Genomic DNA, 19,529 nt, shown 5'->3' with positions numbered 1-19,529 from the left:
TTCGAGGTGATCAACGGTGCCGGCGGTCGGCGTCACTGGTCGGTGGATGACAAGGCGCGGATCATCGCAGAGACGCTGGAGCCGAATGCGATCATTTCCGAGGTCGCCCGCCGTTATGGTCTCAGGCCGCAGCAGGTCTTCGCCTGGCGCCGCGAAGCGCGCAAACAGGTCGCTTCGGTGCAGCAAGATTCTCCTGCCTTTGTGCCGGCGGTTGTGGCGGCGGCGGAAACTGTAGCCAGCCGTTCACCGAAGCAGCGGAAACGGAAAGCCACGCGAGACGCCGGCGTGATCGAGCTTGAGATCGACGGCATCGCCATGCGCGTTGGCCGGGGTGCGGATGCGAAGACTGTGACCGCAGTGATCCGCGCGCTGAAGGCGACGACGTGATTGGGCCGACGGGTGCGGTCAAGGTCATGGTCGCGACGAAGCCGGTGGACTTCCGAAAGGGCGCGGAGGGGCTGGCTGCACTGGTGCGCGAGACGATGGGGGCCGATCCGTTCAGCGGGGCCGTCTACGTCTTCCGGGCGAAGCGGACGGACCGGATCAAGCTGATCTTCTGGGACGGCACTGGAGTCTGCCTTTATGCCAAGCGTCTGGAGGATGGGGAGTTCCGCTGGCCGAAAGTGCATGACGGCATGATGCGGCTGACGGCCGCGCAGTTGTCGGCGCTGCTCGAAGGTCTCGACTGGCGGCGGGTCCACGAGGCGCGCCGGACCCGCGTTCCGGTTCAGGCGGGCTGACCCGCGACGAAGTGAATCAGCCTGGGTTCCGCTGTCGCGGGCTGTCGGCGAATATGGTCTGATCCGGTCATGGCGATGACGGCTGACCAGCTTCCCGACGATCCGGACGCGCTGAAGGCGATGGTCCCGGCGCGCGACGTCGAGAACGCCCGCCTGATCCAGATCATCAAGGAATTGCAGCGTCACCGCTTCGGCCGTAGAGCTGAGACGCTCCCCGAGGATCAGTTGCTGCTGGGGCTCGAGGAAGCCGAGCAGATCGAGGCGGCCGGCGAGGAGGAGAACGAGCAGGCTGCTCCCACGGAACGTCTGGCAAAGACGGTCAGGCGTCGGGCCAACCGGGGTGCACTGCCGTCGCATCTTCCTCGTGTCGAGATGGTCGTCGACATCGAGGACCATGCCTGCCCGTGCTGCCGCAATGGCCTGCATCAGATCGGCGAAGACGTGAGCGAGCGGCTCGACATCGTGCCGGCGCAGTTGCGTGTGATCGTCGTGCGCCGGCCCAAATATGCCTGCCGCGCCTGCGAGGACGTCGTGGTTCAGGCTCCCGCGCCGGCCCGGCTGATCGAGGGTGGTCTTCCGACCGAGGCAACAGTCGCCCAGGTGCTGGCCTCAAAATATGCCGATCACCTTCCGCTCTATCGTCAGGCGCAGATCTACGCCCGGCAGGGTATCAATCTCGATCGCTCTACGCTCGCCGACTGGGTCGGCCGCGCCGCCCGGCACCTGCGTCCGGTGCATGAGCGGCTGCTTGGCAAGCTGAAGTCCTCGCCAAAACTCTTCGCCGACGAGACGACCGCGCCGGTGCTCGATCCCGGCCGCGGCAAGACTAAGACAGGTCAACTCTGGGCCTATGCCCGCGATGACCGACCTTGGGAGGGGAGCGACCCGCCGGGCGTCGCCTATGTCTATGCGCCGGACCGAAAGGCCGAGCGTCCGATCGCTCATCTCGCAGGCTTCACCGGAATCTTGCAGGTCGACGGCTATGGCGGCTATCGCGTGCTGGCCGACAAAAGCGGCGTCACTCTCGCCTTCTGCTGGGCGCATGTCCGTCGGCGCTTTTATGAACTGGCAGCAGCCGGTCCCGCGCCGATCGCCAGCGAGGCGCTGAGACGGATCGCCGAACTCTACAAGATCGAGGATGACATCCGTGGCCGATCGGCCAACGAGCGCCGCGCGATGCGTCAGGACAAAAGCCGCGCCATCGTTGCCGATCTCGAACCCTGGCTGCGTGAGAAGCTCGGCCTGATCAGTCAGAAGACCAAGCTCGCAGAGGCAATCCGCTACACGCTCTCACGCTGGGAAGGCCTCTCGCGCTTCCTTGACGACGGCCGCATCGAGATCGACAGCAACACCGTCGAACGCTCGATCCGTCCGATAGCGCTCAACCGCAAGAACGCGCTCTTCGCAGGCTCTGACGGCGGCGCCGAACACTGGGCAGTCATCGCCTCGCTGATCGAAACCTGCAAGCTCAATGGCGTCGAACCACTCGGCTATCTCGCCGATGTCCTCACCAGGATCGTCAATGGCCACCCCAACAGCCAGATCGACGATCTCCTGCCTTGGGTCTACATCAACAAGCTCGAGCTCAAGGCCGTGGCCTGAGAACACCGCTTACGTATCAACAGGGGCAGATCATAGCCGTACCGCCATGTGACCAATGATCCGCTCGGATCTTGGGGATTGCCATGGTATTCGGGTTCACCCACTATCCGGATGCCATCCTTCGATCGGAAGGCCACTTGTTCTGAGGTCGTCCTTTCCGGGTATGTCGGTGCTGTGAAAATGCACACGCCACCGAAATCCAGAGTTCGGAAAATCTCCCTCAGGGCGGCAAACGGGTCGAATAGATGCTCCATTACATCAAGATGGATGACGAGATCGAAAGTTCGGTCAGGAAAGGTTTGAGCTTCCAGGTCCTCATTCCTGATGTGCCCAACCATCGAACCGAAAGGTTTGTTAGGGTAATAGCCTGAAAAAACCTTTTGCTTCGAATTGTACCAAAGCCAGAGCGATAGGCCGCGACCTCCAGGCGCCGATTCATGCACGCGGAGCGTCTTGAAGGCTTCTCTTGGGAAGATAGAGAATACGACATCAGCTGCGGCCCGCTCGCGCGTCACGCAATTGTTTAGCGGACAGTCAATGGCGGCGAGGGAGTCCCTGCAGCAGTTGTAGTCGTCTGGCGACGCAAATGTTTTGCGTTCGGTGCAAATCGGGCAGGTAGCCTGAAACTCTATCGGCATTGACGTTCTCCGCTTGGCCTCAGACTTGGCCGAACTCTGCAGCCGCCACAAACCCGCAGCCGCGTCCCATGTTTCTAAGCACCGCCGCCCGCGCTCTGGGCGAGAAAGGTAAACCCATGATCGCAATTTCGCCAAACGGAGCGAGGCGTCGTCGTGGCCGCCGTCACCGGTGCTCACGGCGATAATCGGCGGCATGCGATTATAGCGTCTCGCCGCTAATCAGGGCTCAGGCCGTGAAGCCCGATGCGACAAAAACTGGAAAAAGGCCGATGCGAGCCCTTTGCGGCTATTGTCTTCAGCCAATTTTGGAGGGAAAGGCCGCGCCTGAAGAAGAAACTCCTCCTGAAAGCCAGGGCGGAAATGGGGACGATAGGTAGGCAGCGCCGCACGCATTTGCGCGAGACACATATTGACGTTTTTGGGCGTCAGCGGGTATCCCTTCGGTTCGCACGCGATGGTCCGCAAACCCTCGACTATGGCGGCATGCTGTTCGGCTGAAGGGTTGATCGTGTTCACAAGCCGGAGCGCCTCGGCCAGCGGATATGGCAGTGATTCATTGCCGCCAGACTGACTGTAGTCGAAGCCGTCCCCGCGCACGCCGATCATGTTCAGAAAATCCGAAAAGATCGAGCCGCCTGCCCATTGGGTCGGATCATACGGAGCTAGCGTGACATTGGTGGCGCCAAGCCAGCGCCCGAGAATGTCCATCTGCGATGGGTCATAAGCGAACGGCTTTTCATTAAGGGGACGTGTCCAACGCGTTTCGTGATGTCGGACAACCTCGTTAAACGCCGAAATGAGGATATCGCAGGGGTGACGGATATAAGCGATAGTTTGAACGTCGTGACCCTTGAGGCATGACAAAAACAACTCAATGTCAACGGCCGGCTCGCACAGCATTTCCGAACTTATCAGCAGCCTCCGTTTCCCTGCTTCCTTCAGCGTCTTCGCCAGTCGATCGGGACCGTGGTCCACCGATCCCCGCATGAACGCTGCCGACAAAGGATTGTGGTTCGGCCAGTCGGCGCTGGTTGGTTTGTAAAAGACACCACGCTTCGAAAGCAATGCGGCGTTCCGATGCAGGAACGATTGCAACGCACTCGTCCCGGTCTTGTGGACACCGATATGAAGAATGACCCGCATGGCTTGGTAAACCGCGATTCCATCATCGCAGCAACCCCACCACTCACGAAAAATCGGGCTGCATCAGCACCGACACTTGGAATGGATCGAGTATCGATCGATCGTGTCCCACGATTTTCCAACCGTCTCCACCCAGGAAATCTATCTCGCAAGAGATGTCGCCGTACGTTTCGCCTTCGACACCACCATGAGGAAGATAGGCAAATCCGTTAAGGCGGTGGTTCGACTGCATTTCCGCAGCGATGGAGGTCTTTCGAATCCCATCGCTGAACGGCCAGAATTCGATAGGCCGAATGGTGGCGACGAGCAATCCACCGGGCTTGATGTGGTTCCGAAGTGCCGAAAGGCAGGTTTTCGCGGTTGCAGGCGCGAGATGAGTGAATACCGAAAACGCGAAGATCAAATCGAATTTTTGATCATTGACGGGTAGAACAGAAGGCATCCGCTCCGATTGAGCGAACTTGCCAGGCAGCCTTGCCTCTCGGCATAGGTTGAGAGATTTATCCCAGGCGTCAACACCCCAAATGCACGACGGGTCGCTATAGTAATACATCATGCGCAAGATACGCCCGTAGCCACACCCGAAGTCGAGGATGTCAGAGCCTGCCAGCGGCTTTTTCACATGCCGGGTGTAGTTGTTTTCAAGTTGACGGGCAAAAGATGCCGTCTGCCGATACAGATCGAGACCAGATGCTCCGGTCCAGGTCTTCTGCACTTTGTCGCTGGCCATTGCGGGCAGAAGGCGCGACAAACCAGGATAGTCCTTATTCGGCAAGGAAATCATAAAAAGGCCGAAGTCGTCCAGGCTCATTCGGCGTAGAAAAATGAGTGCCTCTTCAACCGTGCATCCGTTGGCCGCCGCGCGTTCCGCCGCATTCAAGTGTGGGACGGCAGTGGAAAACATCCGGCCTCCCACTGTTCGTGAGGTCTCTCCGTTTGCGTGACCGTGTAGCACGCGTCGAATTGCAGTTAGCCAATCAACGACCAAAGGAATCACCGCTGAACACTGGCTCGACGGGTCGCCAATTCACCGTTTCAAGAGCTGGCGACATACGGGTCAAACCTACACTAGTCGGGCGCATGTCAAGTCCGCAGCGAGAAGTGCCAAACCACACTACAGGACTTTCGCGAGCAGGACCAATTGCGGCGCCCTTCAACGCTTGGCCATCCTTTCAAGGGCTTGCTGATGTGCGTAGCTAGGCGTCTCGCCGAGCCTTATCAGTGCGATGTCATCCTTGATTTCTACGCTGCCGGGAGCGGGCCACACCGGCATTGTCGAAAGACGGACGATTGTTTGGTCAACTTGATCCGGGGTCGGGCCTGTCAAATTAGAATAGCCCAGAAGTTTCATATAGTAAGCGATACGCCAAGGATTGCCACCGTCCCATTCGAAGAAGGAATAACCGACTGTCGAGCCGGGCGGCCTCGGATAGGTTGTCACAAATGGCTGTGCACCGAACACGCTCAAGGCGTAGCTGCGCTTTGCGTCGAAACCGGGCATGGCCGACAACCTGTCGTAGAGGGCTCCCGCCAGAAGAGTATCGTGCTTGTCGACCAGATGGCTGGACGCCTGACGATAGTTCTGGAGGACCTGGATCTGGAAAAGCGCCACCGCGAGCAAAATAACAGAGGCGAGACGAATTCTGGAATTCCTGCTCGTCACTGCAACATAGACAAACAGCCACACCGCGATCGGAACCCCAACGAGACTTCTGACAGGCATGCTGCCCGCCGCGAGGAAATGAAGACCGAAGGGAACAAGCAACGAAACGAAGGCGGCTGCCGTCAACAACAGTCTTGCGCGGGGCGATTCCGCGAAAAGTACCCAGCCGCCCAGGATCAGCAAGAGAGGAATTGCCCACAACGCAACGCCATAAGTGCCCCGGTCCAGAGCGTAAGCCCCGCTCATCGCCTCCAATACGCGTCCAATGACCATAACCGGATGTTCAAACAGAAAACCCGGCTGGGAAAGCGAGTCGAAATAGGCGTTGCTGCCGGAGACGAACGATCTGAAAACGGCGTTGCCGATGACGTAGAACAATATGGCGCCGGCCAGCAGAACACCGATCCGAAACAGGCCTTTCGGCAGCGATTTTCCCGTGCCAGCCCTTGTCTGCAGAATTGAGATCGCGATGCCCAATACCAGAATTGCCGGCGCGAAACTCTGATAGACCGAGATCGCGAAACCGCCAGCGGCTACTGCACCCAAGAAGGATGGGCTGAGTACAGAAACGTCACTCCTGACGATCAGCCAAAGCGCGAGCGCGGTGGCGAACAGACCAATACCGACAGCGGCGATGTTCGAATAAAACTCGACGATGAAGAACCAGGTCGGGAAACCGCAGAAGATTGCAAAACATGCATATTCCGCGATGGAAAGCTCGCGCTTGTCGATGGCGTCCATGACGAGGAGATAGGCGGCTACGCAACCGGCGCCAAAGACGGCTGGTGTCAGCAGAGGCATCACGGGATGGGGGATGAGAAATCTCTCGATCAGATATGCCCCCCAGCGCCCCTGAATGATCCAAATCGACGCATCGGTTCTGAACGCGGCTAGTTCCTCGTCGACTGAAAGCGAAAAGGAAGCCAGCTCAGAGAAATACATCGCGACGAAAATCGCAAAAAGATTGATTGCCTGTCGGACTATGTTTGGTCGCATCAGCATGGTCTGCGGAGTATCCATCGAGAAATCACAAAGTTGAGGATGGTCGTCGTGGCAAGGGTTACGAAGAAGGCCAATGCTGTGTTCTGCAAGGCGCTTTCAAGGACGCGAAGGATCATAAGTCCGATCACGAACACGACTACGATTGAACCGCCGATCGCCAGTCGGTCCGCAAAGCCCGTACGGCCTCCGGGAAAGACGCGATCGGGATAAAACGTCATCACGAATACGAGGCCTACCAACCAGGCGAGGCCGTAAGACAAGCTCGAACTGAGCACGGTGAGGCCGGCGAAATAGACGATACTGGTCAGGGCGGTGTTCAGGCCGCCGGCGACGAGGAACCGGGCAGCGTCTCCACCAATTCGATCAGCGGCCATCCTACCTGACCGTATCCAGGAAATCCGTGTAGTCCCTGATGTAGTCGTCGGCATCGTAGGGATGCGAGGCCATGACCAGGAGCACCGTATCCGGCTGAAACTTGTACTGAATCCCCCAGATGCCGGGCGGTATGTAGAGCCCGATCGACGGTTCGGTCAACGAAACCTCTTTCCTGTCATGGCCATCGTCCACGACAACCGAGAGACTGCCGTGAGCAGCGATAAGGAATTGGTGGCACTCGCGATGCGCGTGCTCGCCCCTGACCTTGTCTGACGGCACGCCGTAAACCAGGAACGACCGCGCCGGCTTGAACGGCAGGTTCAAACCGAACTCCAGCGGTGCGAGTTCGCCGCGCAGGTCGCCAAAATGCGGCAGCCGCCAGAGTTCGCTGCCGCCGACCGCGAGCGACATTTTTTCGCCGACCGTGCCGGGGAACGTCTGAGTGACGGCCGGCACGATCCGCGGGCCGGTCTGGTAGCCGATGATGATGGCGGGATTCCCGACCACAACAGCATTGGCGGGCACATTCTTGGTCACCACGGCGCCGGCGCCTATCATCGCATGGCGGCCAATGACAACGCCCGGCAGAATTGTCGCGTTGGCGCCGATCGACGCGCCGTCCTCGACCGTCGTCAGGAGGAACGCTTCGGGATATTCCTTGGAGCGGGGGAAGCGATCGTTGGTGAAGGTCGCGTTCGGACCGACAAACACGCTATTGCCCAGGCGTACGCCATCCCACAGCTGCACGCCGCTCTTGATGGTCACATCATTGCCGACGACCACATCGTTCTCGATGAAGACGTGATCGCAGATATTGCAGTTCGAGCCGATCACGGCGCCGGGGAGGACGTGGGCGAACGCCCAGATGCGTGTCCCGCTGCCGATTTGAGGGCTCTCGCAGATGCCGCGTTCATGCACGAAAAATGGCTTGTCGGTCATTTGGCTGTTCCGTCAACGACGCGGCTGATGATCCTGAGAGGGCGTGACTTGGTGTTTTCAACGGCGCGCCAGAGATAGCAGCCAAGAATGCCCTGAACCAGGAGGCTGGCCGACCCGAAGCCGGTGATGAGCAGCACCAGCGTCGTGTAACCAGCGGGGTCGATGTTGCCGAGCAGGCGCGCAATCACGGTAACAACTGCAAACAGAAGGCTTAGCACGCAGCCTGCAAAACCTAGCCAGAGTGTGAGCATGATCGGAAAATCAGAGAACGATAAAATACTGTCCATCATGTATCTAAACCGCCGTGCCATGCCCCAGGCGCTTGTTCCGTGCTCTCGTTCGCGACGGCGGTAAGGCACGAATTCACGCCTGAAGCCGACCCAGAACAGTTGCACCACAAGCGAGCTGTTCGGCTCCTCGATCGACAGGATCGCCTCCAGCACCTGACGGTTGCAGGCGAAAATATCCACGCCGCCGCTCGGCATGCTTGGCAGGACGAGCCTGCGGTAGGCGGCCCAGAAAGCCTTGGACAGAAATTTGGTCAGGGGTGGATCGCTACGCCCGGTGCGCTGCCCAAACACCACGTCGGCTTCATCCTTTTCCAGTTTCGAAAAGAATTCGACGATCAGTTCCGGTGGTTCCTGCAGGTCGGCGGCCATGGCGGCGACCTGGTCACCTGAGGCATGTTCGAGCCCGGTTCGAATGGCGGTGAACGAGCCAAAGTTCCGGCTATGGAAGATGATCTTGTAGTCATAGCCAGAGCCCTTCAATTCCTTGACCAGCAGAGGGCCGGATTCGTCCGGCGATCCGTCGACAACGAAGACGAACTCGATGTCACCTCGATATCTGGAATGGAAATTGGCGACCGCCTGCAGAAGGGAAGGGATGTTCGCCTGATTTCGATAGATCGGGAAAACGATCGAACGTGTTGTCACATTGCCTCCCATTCGCGGAGGGCCAGACACACTTGCTCTATTTCGTCACTCGTCATGTCGGGATAGCAAGGGACGGAGCAAAGACGGCTGACGCTGGCCCTTGAAACGGCGAGATTTTCCGTACCCTTCATGGGCAGATCGGCCCAGCCGATCTGGTCGCAGTCCAGCACGGGATAGTGAATGTCGGTGTCGACGCCGCGCTCTTTCATGAATGCTCGGAATGCATCCCGGTCGTCGCAGAGCGCGACGGCGAGGTGCGCGACAGCGCCGTCGCCACCTTCCAGGAATTGCGCTCGGCGCCCGGCGCTCGATTTATACCGGCTGAGGATGGCGCGCCGCTGCCCGTTGCGGATATCCACATCACCCAGCAAAACGTCCAGTATCGCGGCTTGAACCTCATCCATGCGAGAGTTGCGGCCGTTGGGCACGCCGACATGATATTTTGAACTCCAGCCATATTGCTGCAACTGCCTTATGTGCGCGGCGGCTGACGCGTCAGGGGTGAGAACAGCACCGCCATCACCCATGGCTCCGAGATTCTTGGTTGGATAGAAGCTGAAAGTGGAGATATCCCCCAGTGAACCCGCAACCTCGTTTGCGATCCTTGCCCCGTGCGCCTGCGCGCAGTCCTCCACAATTGGAATGTGCGAGAGGCCAGCCTCGGCAAGTCCGGCCCTCATGGCTTGGACGTCGACGACGCCACCATAAAGGTGGGTGACGACGATCGCGGCGGTGTCTGCATTGGCTGCTTTCAGCACGGATTGAATGTCCATGAGCTGGCTAGCCGGTTCGATGTCGACATAATGCGGAACGAGATCGTTGTGCCAGCAGGCGCAGCTGGCATAACCCCCTGCATTGGCCGCGATGATGACTTCGCGCCCGCGCGAGCCGTTGCGCCCGATGACAGCGGCCAAGGCAAATTCAAGTGCATCGGTACCATTGGCGACAAGGACGCATTCCGAAACACCTATATACTTGGAAAAATTTGCCGCAAATCTCTTGCCCGCCGCGCCGTTGAGCCACCATCCGGACCGCAGCGTGCTCGCTACTTCACGCTCGATTTCAACCTGATAGCGCTGATACAGGCGCTTCAGGTCATTCATCGGAACGGAGTCTTGTTTCGTCATGCGTCAGTCTCGCTATCCGATACCCGCGAAAAGGATTAGAGCTTGGCGGGCTTTCCAGCACGCTTAACCGGCTCTGTCGTGAACGATTCGATCCGACCGCTCCTGAGCGTCATTTTTTTCGTGCAGACGCTTTGGATAAGGGCCTCACTGTGGCTGGCCAGCACGATGATGCCGGCCTTTTCCGCCAGTTCATCCATGCGCCTTTTGGCCTTGGCCTGAAAAGAGGCGTCGCCGGCGCCGATCCACTCGTCCATCAGCAGAATCTCGGGGTCAAGCGCGGTTGCCGCCGAAAAAGCCAATCGCGCCGCCATGCCCTGGCTGTAGGCCTTGAACGGCAGGTCGATGAAGTCCCCGAGCTCGCTGAAGGCGATGATATCCTCCATCTTCTCTTCGATCTCGGCTTCCGTCCATCCGCTGATCAACCCACGCAACACGATGTTCCTGCGCCCGGTGGCCTCGCGGCGAAAGCCTATGTTGATATTGAAAAGAGCGTCGACCTTGCCTTCTATCGCGACACTTCCGCCGGATGGTTCGTAGATCCCATAGAGCACCTTGAGCAGGGTGGTCTTGCCGGCTCCATTCGGGCCAACCAGTCCCAGCCGATCGCCGGCCTTCAACTCGAAGCTTATGCCGTCGAGCGCCTGCACAAACTGCTTTCTGCCCGAGCCCTCGATTCTGCCGCCAGGCCCACCCACGCGCCGGTCCGGCGCGGAAAGCGTCAGCTTCTCGTGCAGCTTGTAAACAAGGCTAACGTTGTCCAGTCTGATAGAAACCATCGAAAACTCAGATGATGAAGATGACTTGCTTGCGGTACCGGCCAAGCAGCAGCAATGCAATCATCCATGTCGCCAACGACATGATGATCGTCACCCCAAAAGCATGAGCTGGCAATTCTCCGTTCAATATCGGCAAACGGACGATCTCGAGGAAATACGTGAATGGATTCCAGTGATACGCGTATTTCTGTATGCCTTCCTGTCCTTCGTACACCCAGAAAACGGGCGTGAAGAACATGCCTACCCGCAGCAAATTACCGACAATGAACTGGCTGTCGGGAAAGAAAGCTCCCAGAAACGCGAATACAGTAATCATTGCGGGGGTGACCAGCAGTATAAGGAGCAATCCTGCAACCGACCACAGCCACGGCGAAGCGACAGGGGGGCCGCTCAAGAGCAGAATGACAACGCAACCCGTGATCGCATAGCCCGCCCGGATGGCGGACTGCAGTGTCAGCCGCAGCACATACACAAACAAAGGCAGGGTCGTGCCTTCGATGAAGCTCTCTTCGCGCTGGAACAGCGACACGCTCAGGGACATGATCTCCATCAGGTAGAACCATACCAGGAGGCCGATCGCGACATAGGCTGCATAACCCGCGGCATCCTTGCCGGCAGGTTGGAACACAAAGACGAACGTGCCTACGAACGCAACGTAGTTGACCAGCAGCCAAAGCGGTCCGAGAGTCGTGCGTCTGTGCTGGTCGCCAATGTCCTCATGAGCCAGCGCAATCCAGACCCTGTGCAGCCTCATGGCCCTGGAGATGTCGTCAAAAGCGCCGGTTAGTGCCGCAATCATCGTTTGGGGTATCGCAATCTGTTGTTCCGGCGCATTACTCTTCGCTGGCCATAGCGAACCACCAAGCCCCCTCCCTAATAGCCATTTCGAAGAGCATATGGCAACGCATTGCGTCGTAACGAGGTCGAGAGCAGAGTCAACCGCGGCAAAACTGGATACACGCTGACGTTGCGGCATTATGCAAAATCGCAAGGGTGGCCGCGGGCTCGGCAGCAACCATTCGGCAACACGACGTAAATCTTACTCTTATTCACACGCTTTACGGAAAAAACATCTGGCTATGACTTCGAGCCCGCAGTATGCGATACAGCACGGCGGGGGCCGGGGATGGCACTTTGAAAGAGTGATCGGCCACGAATGTTTTCGTGTTCGCGCTTTTCAGGTGTCCATGTCCGAGAGCCTGGAGTCTAGTGCCATCCAATGAATTCCTACCTGGAAGCTGTATTCGGACTCAGGCCGGAGATGCGGCGCGCCTTCATCATGGTCCAGGACGTGGTCATGGTCCTGGTCGCGGTGGCACTCAGCCTCAGCCTTTCGCGGTCGGATCTTTCGTTCGGTGCGTTCTCCAACGAGGGTTTGGCCACCTGGGCGAGCATCGTTGTCATCAGCCATTTGCTGTTCAGGTATAGCGGTCTCTACACCACGGTCTGGCGCTTTGCCTCGACGCCCGACTTTTTCAACATCCTGAAGAGCTGCGCGATTTTGACTCTCACTCTTTACGCGGCTTCGCTGGTGGTTCGTTTCGTCCAGCCGGTCGCCGGCCTCAACGAACGACAGTTCATTGTTTTCTTCCTCGTCTCCTTCACCATCATATCGGGGCCGCGGCTGTTCTACCGCTTCCTGCGTGACGGCGCGAGCTGGGGCATCCTGAGCCGCAAGAGCGACAATTCGTGGACCAAGCGGGCATTGTTCGTCGGCCGGCTCGGCGAAGCCGACCTGATCATCCGCTTCACGCGCACGGCTGAACCCGCCGACTATTCCATCGCCGGCATCATGGCGACCGAGCAAGGCGCCCCCTTGGGAACGCGTATTCAGGGCGTTCCCGTGGTGGCGACCCGGCCGCGTCTGGTCGATGTCCTGGAGGACTATGCAACCGGCACCAAAAGCCTGGACCTGCTGATTTTCGGCAGCGGTGCCGAGCATGAGATCGAGGAGTACACGGAGCTCGTCCGCGTCGCCCGGCACGGCGATATAACGGTGGTGCAATTCTCCGGTCTTTCGCAACTGGAACAGCAGGGCAAGCTCGTTCTCGACGCTGTCGAGATGGAAACCATCCTGCGCCGCCCGACAGTCCCGTCCGATATCGAGCGTATCGGCGCCTTCGTCGGCCGCAAACGCGTTCTGGTGACGGGAGGCGCCGGGTCCATCGGCCGAACGCTGGTCAAACGGTCGCTGGAGCTGGGAGCCGAGGCGGTGCTGGTCGCCGACAACTCCGAATTCGGCATCTTCCAGTTGAGCCAGTACATTGACGAGAAGCACCATGACCGCCTCAAGGTCCGCATCGTCGATGTCGCCGACCGGCGCCAGATAACGCGCGTCGTCACGGAATTCAGGCCGGACATCATCTTTCATGCCGCCGCGCTCAAGCATGTTCCCTTGCTTGAGGAAAACTGGGATTCGGCCATCCAGACCAATGTTTTCGGCACGCTCGTCTGCGCCGAGGTCGCCGCCAAATGCGGTGTACCGCAGTTCGTCATGGTGTCGAGCGACAAGGCGGTGGATCCGACATCAGTGCTTGGCATGACAAAACGGGCCGCCGAACAGATCGTCAGCGCCTTGCATGGGGCACCCGCGAGCGAGCCGGGCGGGCGTCGGTCTGCCACCAAGTTCATAGCTGTCCGCTTCGGCAACGTCTTCGGCAGCAATGGTTCGGTGGCGACCATATTCCAGGCGCAGATCGAGGCCGGGGGCCCCGTCACCATCACGGACCGGCGCATGACACGCTATTTCATGACGGTGGCCGAAGCCGTCGATCTGGTCATCATGTCGGCGGCCGATGCGGCATCGCGGCAGGGCGGCCACGACTGTGCCGTCTATATGCTCGATATGGGCAAGCCCGTGCCGATCCTTGAAGTAGCCGAAACGATGATTCGCATGTCCGGAAAGAACCCATACACGGACATTCCGATCCGGTTCACCGGCATAAGGCCGGGCGAAAAGCTCCACGAAACGCTGCATGGGGAAGATGAGGAGCTGGTCGAGCTCGGCATTTCGAAGATTTTCGGCCTGAGCACCGATGTCGTGGAATGGTCGGATGTCCAGGCCGCGCTCACGGAACTGCAGCAATCGATGAAGAGCCAGGACAAGGCTTCCTCGCTTGCCGTGCTGGCCGGCCTTGACCGCGCCAAGAGGGCAAGGGGGAGCGCACCTCCGGACGTGATCCCGAAAACGGCCGGGCGGGCGACCTAGACCCAATTCAGAGAATGTTCTTGATCGTGGTTCGGACAGGCCCAGCCATTCCTGGGCATTTGCAGGGTATTTGAAGCTGGTGAGCAAGGAAGATCCGCGCATTGCAGTCCTGATGGGCACGAAAGACGGCGCCGCCTTCATTGACGAGCAACTGCGGTCCCTGCTCGCGCAGTCGCACCCTTTCATCGACCTGTGGATCTCCGACGATGGCTCCGTCGATGGCACGACCGCCATCATCGAGGCCTGGATGCCCCGCTGGTCCAAGGGGCGAATGACCCTGCTGGAGGGTCCGCGGCAAGGCTTCGCCGCCAATTTCCGCTCGATGATCCTGGATCGACGCATCGAGGCGGACTGCTATGCTTTCTGCGACCAGGACGATATCTGGGAGCCCGACAGGCTGGAAACCGCAGTCCGCTGGATGCAGGGGCTCGATGCAAGAACCCCACTGATGTTCTGCTCGCGGACAGCAACCATGACCGAGGCCGGAAGCCTTGTCGGCTATTCGCCGTTGTTTCGCCGGCCGCCGTCCTTTCGCAACGCGCTCGTGCAGAGCATCGCGGGCGGCAACACCATCCTGTTGAACGCCTCCGCGCGCGACCTGCTGGCCACGTCCTGCGCGCGCACCGGGTTCGTCAGCCATGATTGGTGGGCCTATCTCATCGTGACCGCCGCCGGCGGCGTCGTTCGCTACGATCCGCGGCCGCTGGTGCGCTACCGGCAGCATCCCGCAAACCTGGTTGGCGCCAACGTGTCGTGGCAGGCAAGGGTTTCCCGGCTTGGCCGCCTGTTCCGGGGCGAGTTTGCCGGCTGGACCGATCTCAACCTCGACGGCCTTGCCGTCAATCGCGACCTCCTTACCCCGGATGCGGCGGCGTGCCTCGACTTGTTCACCAGCGCACGGCAGGGCAGTCTTTTCCACCGCTTGGCTGGCTTGCGCAAGAGCGGTGTCTATCGACAGACTTTTGCCGGGACCCTGGGGCTCTATCTCGCATTCATCCTGGGTCGTATCTGAGCAACGAATGATGCCTGGCGCGCTTGGTCAACAGATAACCTCATGCTACGTCGACCGGATCGAGGGGCTCCGTACGTGGCGTTGCCTCATGGCTTTGGCAGGGAGCGCTATCGGCCGTTCATGAAGACAGCCAAGCAAATCTTCGACCTTGTCGGTGCGGCCCTGCTGTTGCTGGTCACATCTCCTGTTTTTCTGCTCGCCGTCCTTGCGGTTCGGGCATCGTCTCCCGGTCCGGCGATTTTTTCCCAGACGCGGGTCGGTCGCGACGGCGCGCTGTTTCGCTGTCACAAGTTGAGGACGATGTACGTCGGGACGCCATCATTGCCGTCGCATGAGACGCCCGTGAACGCCGTGACATCGGTTGGCGAGGTCTTGCGGAAGTTCAAGCTCGATGAGCTGCCGCAGTTCTGGAACGTTCTGAGAGGCGAGATGAGCCTGGTCGGGCCTCGCCCCTCTCTGCCGACCCAGACGGAGGTGATCGAATATCGCAGGCGGCTGGGGGTCCTGGGGGCACTTCCGGGCATTACCGGCCTGGCCCAGATCAGGGGCATAGACATGTCGAGCCCGGCGCTTCTGGCCGAAACCGATGCCGCCTATCTCAAGTGCGCGTCATTATGGCTCGACCTTCGGATCCTGTTCAGGACGCTCTATCGAGGCTGAGCGGACCATGACCCCAAAAGTTGAAGCCGGTCTCGGAAAGATCATGGTCAAACAAGAATTCGAGATTTGCTGAGCCGCGCTATCTCGGCCAGCCGCTCCAGCGTGCCGGTCTCCGGCAGCCAGCCCTCCGACACCAGCAGGGAAGGATCGCATATCTGTGTCGCGGTCAGGCTGTCCCAGAACGCCCGCCTGCCAAGCACGGCCGCGGCCGGTCGCATCAGGCCGGCCGGCACGGCGATCAGGCGCGGAGGCCGTCCAAGACCGCTGCGAAAGGCGCCCATGATGGCTGCAACCGCGACCGGCGGCACATCGGCGCCGACATAGACCGGACGAAGCGACGCGGAATGGCTCAAAAGGTGCGAAACGGCTCGCGCCGCGGCTTCGGATGACATCAGCGAGCGGATTCCCGTCAAGGCGCCTGTCGGCAGCGGCAAGCTGGTGTCGGCCAGGCGCATCAACGTCGCCAGGTTTCCCTTCATGCCGCTTCCATAGACAGGAGGCAGGCGCAGCACCGCGGCATCGGAACGGCCTTGCGAGGCATAGGCGCCGAGAACCCCGATTTCGCCTTCGCGTTTCGAGCGTCCATAGACGCATTGCGGGGCAGGGGGCGTGTTCTCGTCGATTGTTGCGCTGACGCGAGCGCCGATCACGGCCCGGATCGAGGACAGCTGAATGAAGCGTCCGCTCACCTGTGCGGCCGCGGCATGCGCCAGCCGCGCGCTCAATTCCACATTGGCCGCCCGATAATCGGCTTCGGTGGCGTTGCCCTGATCATTGTTCAGGCCCGCGCAATGGACGACATGGGTCACATCCCTGGTGAGTGCCAGGAAAGCCGACGCCGGCGCATCGAAATTGGGCATGGGCACAGTGTCGTTTTCCGCCCCCAGTTTCTGCGGGCGGCGGGAGGCAAGGCGAAGCTCGGCCCCGGCCTCGCGAAGGTGGCGCACGACAAGGCGCCCGATAAAACCCGTCGCGCCTGTGACCAGGACTTTCATTGCCTTACCCGGAACATCTATTGCGTGACTGACGGAAGAGCTCGGTCTTCCGTCATTGGTGGATGAGCTTCCACCAATGAAACCTGGTGTCCGGAGGCGAGATATGTCCCGCTCACCAGGAAGACCATCAGCACCGAGTCCAGAATGTCATGACCAACCAGGATGCCCGTCATTCCGGACGTGAGATAGGTGATCACGACGACAACAAGCATCGTGGCGCCGAAGCGCTCGATCGGATCGGTGCTGTTTCGCAGGACCAGGGCGGCATTTCTGGCGGCAACGACAAAGATCGCGGCTAGGGTCACGGCGCCCAGGATTCCTGCCTGCACCAGGGCGGTCAGGAAGCCGTTGTGGAAATGATTGAAGCCTAGCGACAGCGCGAACTGATCCTGGAAGCCTTGCTTTATCAAGAGCTGGGTCGCACCGGCCCCATGTCCGAACACTGGCATCTCGCGGAATGCCTTCAGGCCGATCTCCCAAAGGGCAATACGTATTCCCATCGAGGTGTCGTAGTTGCCGTGCGCCCCGAGCGCATCCCAGTCGGAGCGCAGAAAGTCGACGCGCTCGGCAATCGTCTGGAAGCCGAAAGCCGCGATCACGATGCCGACCGCCGCCAGAAGCAGCAGCAGGCGAACGAGAGTCCACCCTCTTAGTCTCTGTTGGTTGATCAGCAGAACGGCGATGCCGGAAATCAGCAGCGCCAGCCAGGCAATACGTGTACCGGAATAGACGATGGCCACCGCTCCGCCGAGCGCGGCGCAGATGAGGGCGATCCTGTGTCTCTCGACACCCGACAGGGCGCCAGCCACGCACATCATCACGGCAAGGCAGAGGACTTGAGCAAACACGATCGCATTGCCGGCCCCGCCCTCGGCTCTCATCCCTAGCCAATATTGCTGAAAGATAGCCAGCAGCAGGGCGACAAAACAGGCGGCCATGCTGCTGAGCACGATGATGCGGACAAGCGTGGCCTTAGGCGTGATGCTCCAGGTCGAATAGGAGATTGGAAAAAACAGGAACGTGACGAGCGGGATCAGGTGCGGCGCATCTCGAGCGATCGAGTTGTTGACGATGGAGGCGATGAGATTGGCGGCGCAGTAGGCATAGATCGCGACCGTCAGCGCGATCATGGGTCGGCCGACGTTGAAGCGCCTTTTCCTGGAGGCAATCAACAGGACGGACCACAGGCCACCGCCATTGAACACAAAGCTGACCACCGATCCCAGAACCGGTGGGAAAAAGAAGCAAAGAATGGAGAAATAGATATTGACGCGCGAAGGCGTGAATTGCTGTCTTGTGGAGGAAAGCCGGGTCAATCTTCTGGCTCGCTAATCTCTGGAAACTACATACGGCAGATCTTGTTGAGCGAAATCAAAATATGCTCGCCTCGAAATTGCCCGTGCCGTATGATGCGTCTTGCCCGCTTTCAGAGGCTGGTATAGCGGCTGGGCTGCTCTTTCGATAGTGCGTCAGGGCCGATAGCCACCGCAAATCGACAGCTGGCTCCGGGCGATTGGAGAAGGCCCTGGGAGGGGCGCCGCCGCAGTCCCTCAAGCAATATTTTTCTCGCCATTTCTCGGCAATTGACGGTGCGAGCAGAAATTTCCGGGTTTTGGCCCAAGTGTGGAAAATTCATTCTCGAACGGACCGGTGCCGGGCTCGTCTTGCATTGTTCTGGGCGGCGGCGATCTGCTAGAAGGCCGGCTTGAAACATGTTTATCCAGAAGCGAAGCATGAGCCGGGCGCAAAAGCTCGATGATTTCACGCAAGTCCTTCTGTCGGAAGGCACGAGAGAACGCTCACAGTCCATGACAATAGCGCTTACGCATCTGCAACGGCTTGAAGCCGAATCCATCCATATATTCCGCGAGGTTGCGGCCGCCTTCGCCAAGCCGGTCATGCTCTACTCGGTCGGCAAGGATTCTTCCGTGCTGATGCATCTGGCGATGAAGGCGTTTTACCCCGCCAAGCCGCCCTTTCCCTTCCTCCATGTCGACACGACGTGGAAATTCCGCGAGATGATCGCCTTTCGCGACCAGATGGCGCAGAAACTCGGCTTCGACCTCCTGGTCCATGTCAACGAGGATGGCGTGCGCGACAACATCAATCCGTTCGATCACGGTTCGAACACGCATACCCATGTGATGAAGACCGTGGCCCTGCGCCAGGCGCTCGACAAATACGGTTTCGACGCCGCCTTTGGCGGTGCCCGTCGCGACGAGGAGAAGTCGCGCGCCAAGGAGCGTATCTTCTCCTTCCGCAATGCCCAGCATGTGTGGGATCCGAAGAACCAGCGGCCGGAAATGTGGAAGATATTCAACACCCGCATCGCGTCAGGGGAATCGATCCGGGTGTTTCCGCTGTCGAACTGGACCGAACTCGATATCTGGCAATACATTCTGCAGGAAAACATCCCGATCGTGCCGCTTTATTTCGCCAAGGAACGGCCGGTGGTGGAGCGCGACGGCATGCTTATCCTCAGGGATGACGAGCGCATGAAACTGCGCCCCGGCGAAGTTGTGGAGAACCGGCTGGTACGGTTCCGCACGCTGGGCTGCTATCCGCTGACCGGCGCGATCGAATCGGATGCCGACACGCTGGAGGCCATCGTTGGCGAAATGCTGACCGCGCGCACTTCGGAACGGCAGGGTCGCCTGATCGACCGCGATGAAGCCGGCTCGATGGAAAAGAAGAAGCGCGAGGGGTATTTCTGA

General features: G+C 59.6%; 19 protein-coding genes. 7 read left to right on the top strand and 12 right to left on the bottom strand.

The genetic code is table 11. The annotated features are described in order from the left end of the window. Positions 1-6 precede the first annotated feature (6 nt). From tnpA to tnpC, 3 genes are all read left to right on the top strand, one after another. Positions 7-387 carry an IS66-like element accessory protein TnpA gene (gene tnpA, locus AC56QQ_RS24205; protein ID WP_497123650.1) on the top strand — a complete coding sequence of 127 codons (381 nt, stop codon included), beginning with the start codon at positions 7-9 and terminating at the stop codon, positions 385-387. Beyond that, positions 384-740: an IS66 family insertion sequence element accessory protein TnpB gene (tnpB, locus tag AC56QQ_RS24200; protein ID WP_023800865.1), complete on the top strand. Its 357-nt coding sequence runs from the start codon at positions 384-386 to the stop codon at positions 738-740. Before tnpA ends, tnpB begins: the two co-directional genes overlap by 4 nt. Before the next feature lie 69 nt (positions 741-809). Further along, a complete protein-coding gene (tnpC, locus tag AC56QQ_RS24195) occupies positions 810-2,342 on the top strand; it encodes an IS66 family transposase (protein WP_497123649.1) in 1,533 nt (510 codons plus the stop codon). On the opposite strand, the gene AC56QQ_RS24190 is transcribed toward tnpC, so the two are convergent. From AC56QQ_RS24190 to AC56QQ_RS24145, 10 genes are all read right to left on the bottom strand, one after another. Then, positions 2,306-2,980, bottom strand: coding sequence for a class I SAM-dependent methyltransferase (locus AC56QQ_RS24190; RefSeq protein WP_497123648.1), 675 nt, complete (start codon positions 2,978-2,980; stop codon positions 2,306-2,308). The two genes, tnpC and AC56QQ_RS24190, sit on opposite strands and share 37 nt — an antisense overlap. A 219-nt stretch (positions 2,981-3,199) precedes the next feature. Continuing rightward, positions 3,200-4,123, bottom strand: coding sequence for a hypothetical protein (locus tag AC56QQ_RS24185; protein ID WP_497123647.1), 924 nt, complete (start codon positions 4,121-4,123; stop codon positions 3,200-3,202). Positions 4,124-4,166: 43 nt separating this feature from the next. Next, positions 4,167-5,027 (bottom strand): class I SAM-dependent methyltransferase, encoded by an 861-nt coding sequence (locus AC56QQ_RS24180; RefSeq protein ID WP_497123646.1) that lies wholly within the window; start codon positions 5,025-5,027, stop codon positions 4,167-4,169. A 249-nt stretch (positions 5,028-5,276) separates the two neighbouring features. Then, entirely contained in the window at positions 5,277-6,806 is a 1,530-nt protein-coding gene (locus tag AC56QQ_RS24175) for a glucosyltransferase domain-containing protein (protein ID WP_497123645.1), read from the bottom strand. Beyond that, entirely contained in the window at positions 6,782-7,162 is a 381-nt protein-coding gene (locus AC56QQ_RS24170; RefSeq protein ID WP_489860455.1) for a hypothetical protein, read from the bottom strand. The genes AC56QQ_RS24175 and AC56QQ_RS24170 overlap by 25 nt, the downstream gene beginning before the upstream one ends. A gap of 1 nt (position 7,163) precedes the next feature. Next, on the bottom strand, positions 7,164-8,102 hold the full coding sequence (locus AC56QQ_RS24165) for a WxcM-like domain-containing protein (RefSeq protein WP_497123644.1): 939 nt from the start codon (positions 8,100-8,102) through the stop codon (positions 7,164-7,166). Continuing rightward, on the bottom strand, positions 8,099-9,049 hold the full coding sequence (locus AC56QQ_RS24160) for a glycosyltransferase family 2 protein (protein ID WP_497109029.1): 951 nt from the start codon (positions 9,047-9,049) through the stop codon (positions 8,099-8,101). The genes AC56QQ_RS24165 and AC56QQ_RS24160 overlap by 4 nt, the downstream gene beginning before the upstream one ends. Continuing rightward, a complete protein-coding gene (locus AC56QQ_RS24155; RefSeq protein ID WP_497123643.1) occupies positions 9,034-10,164 on the bottom strand; it encodes a DegT/DnrJ/EryC1/StrS family aminotransferase in 1,131 nt (376 codons plus the stop codon). The genes AC56QQ_RS24160 and AC56QQ_RS24155 overlap by 16 nt, the downstream gene beginning before the upstream one ends. A 35-nt stretch (positions 10,165-10,199) precedes the next feature. Further along, positions 10,200-10,940 carry an ABC transporter ATP-binding protein gene (locus AC56QQ_RS24150; RefSeq protein WP_497123642.1) on the bottom strand — a complete coding sequence of 247 codons (741 nt, stop codon included), beginning with the start codon at positions 10,938-10,940 and terminating at the stop codon, positions 10,200-10,202. 7 nt (positions 10,941-10,947) lie between these two features. Continuing rightward, positions 10,948-11,739 carry an ABC transporter permease gene (locus AC56QQ_RS24145; RefSeq protein WP_497123641.1) on the bottom strand — a complete coding sequence of 264 codons (792 nt, stop codon included), beginning with the start codon at positions 11,737-11,739 and terminating at the stop codon, positions 10,948-10,950. A gap of 420 nt (positions 11,740-12,159) precedes the next feature. On the opposite strand from AC56QQ_RS24145, the gene AC56QQ_RS24140 reads away from it, so the two are divergent. From AC56QQ_RS24140 to AC56QQ_RS24130, 3 genes are all read left to right on the top strand, one after another. Beyond that, positions 12,160-14,148, top strand: coding sequence for an SDR family NAD(P)-dependent oxidoreductase (locus tag AC56QQ_RS24140; protein WP_497123640.1), 1,989 nt, complete (start codon positions 12,160-12,162; stop codon positions 14,146-14,148). A gap of 79 nt (positions 14,149-14,227) precedes the next feature. Further along, positions 14,228-15,160, top strand: coding sequence for a glycosyltransferase family 2 protein (locus tag AC56QQ_RS24135; protein ID WP_497123639.1), 933 nt, complete (start codon positions 14,228-14,230; stop codon positions 15,158-15,160). A 120-nt stretch (positions 15,161-15,280) separates the two neighbouring features. Continuing rightward, a complete protein-coding gene (locus AC56QQ_RS24130) occupies positions 15,281-15,820 on the top strand; it encodes a sugar transferase (protein ID WP_489863668.1) in 540 nt (179 codons plus the stop codon). 47 nt (positions 15,821-15,867) lie between these two features. Here AC56QQ_RS24130 and AC56QQ_RS24125 read toward each other — a convergent pair whose 3' ends face one another. Together AC56QQ_RS24125 and AC56QQ_RS24120 are read right to left on the bottom strand one after the other, a co-directional pair. Next, complete coding sequence (locus tag AC56QQ_RS24125) at positions 15,868-16,815, bottom strand: NAD-dependent epimerase/dehydratase family protein (RefSeq protein WP_497123638.1); 948 nt, start codon at positions 16,813-16,815, stop codon at positions 15,868-15,870. Between the two features lie 17 nt (positions 16,816-16,832). Continuing rightward, a complete protein-coding gene (locus AC56QQ_RS24120; RefSeq protein WP_497123637.1) occupies positions 16,833-18,131 on the bottom strand; it encodes an O-antigen ligase family protein in 1,299 nt (432 codons plus the stop codon). Between the two features lie 492 nt (positions 18,132-18,623). On the opposite strand from AC56QQ_RS24120, the gene cysD reads away from it, so the two are divergent. Next, entirely contained in the window at positions 18,624-19,529 is a 906-nt protein-coding gene (gene cysD / locus AC56QQ_RS24115) for a sulfate adenylyltransferase subunit CysD (protein WP_489863669.1), read from the top strand.

It is taken from the genome of Mesorhizobium sp. RCAM 05099 (assembly GCF_059683685.1).
The sequence above is the reverse complement of the archived record's forward strand: the minus strand, read 5'-3'. Positions and strand labels throughout refer to the sequence as shown.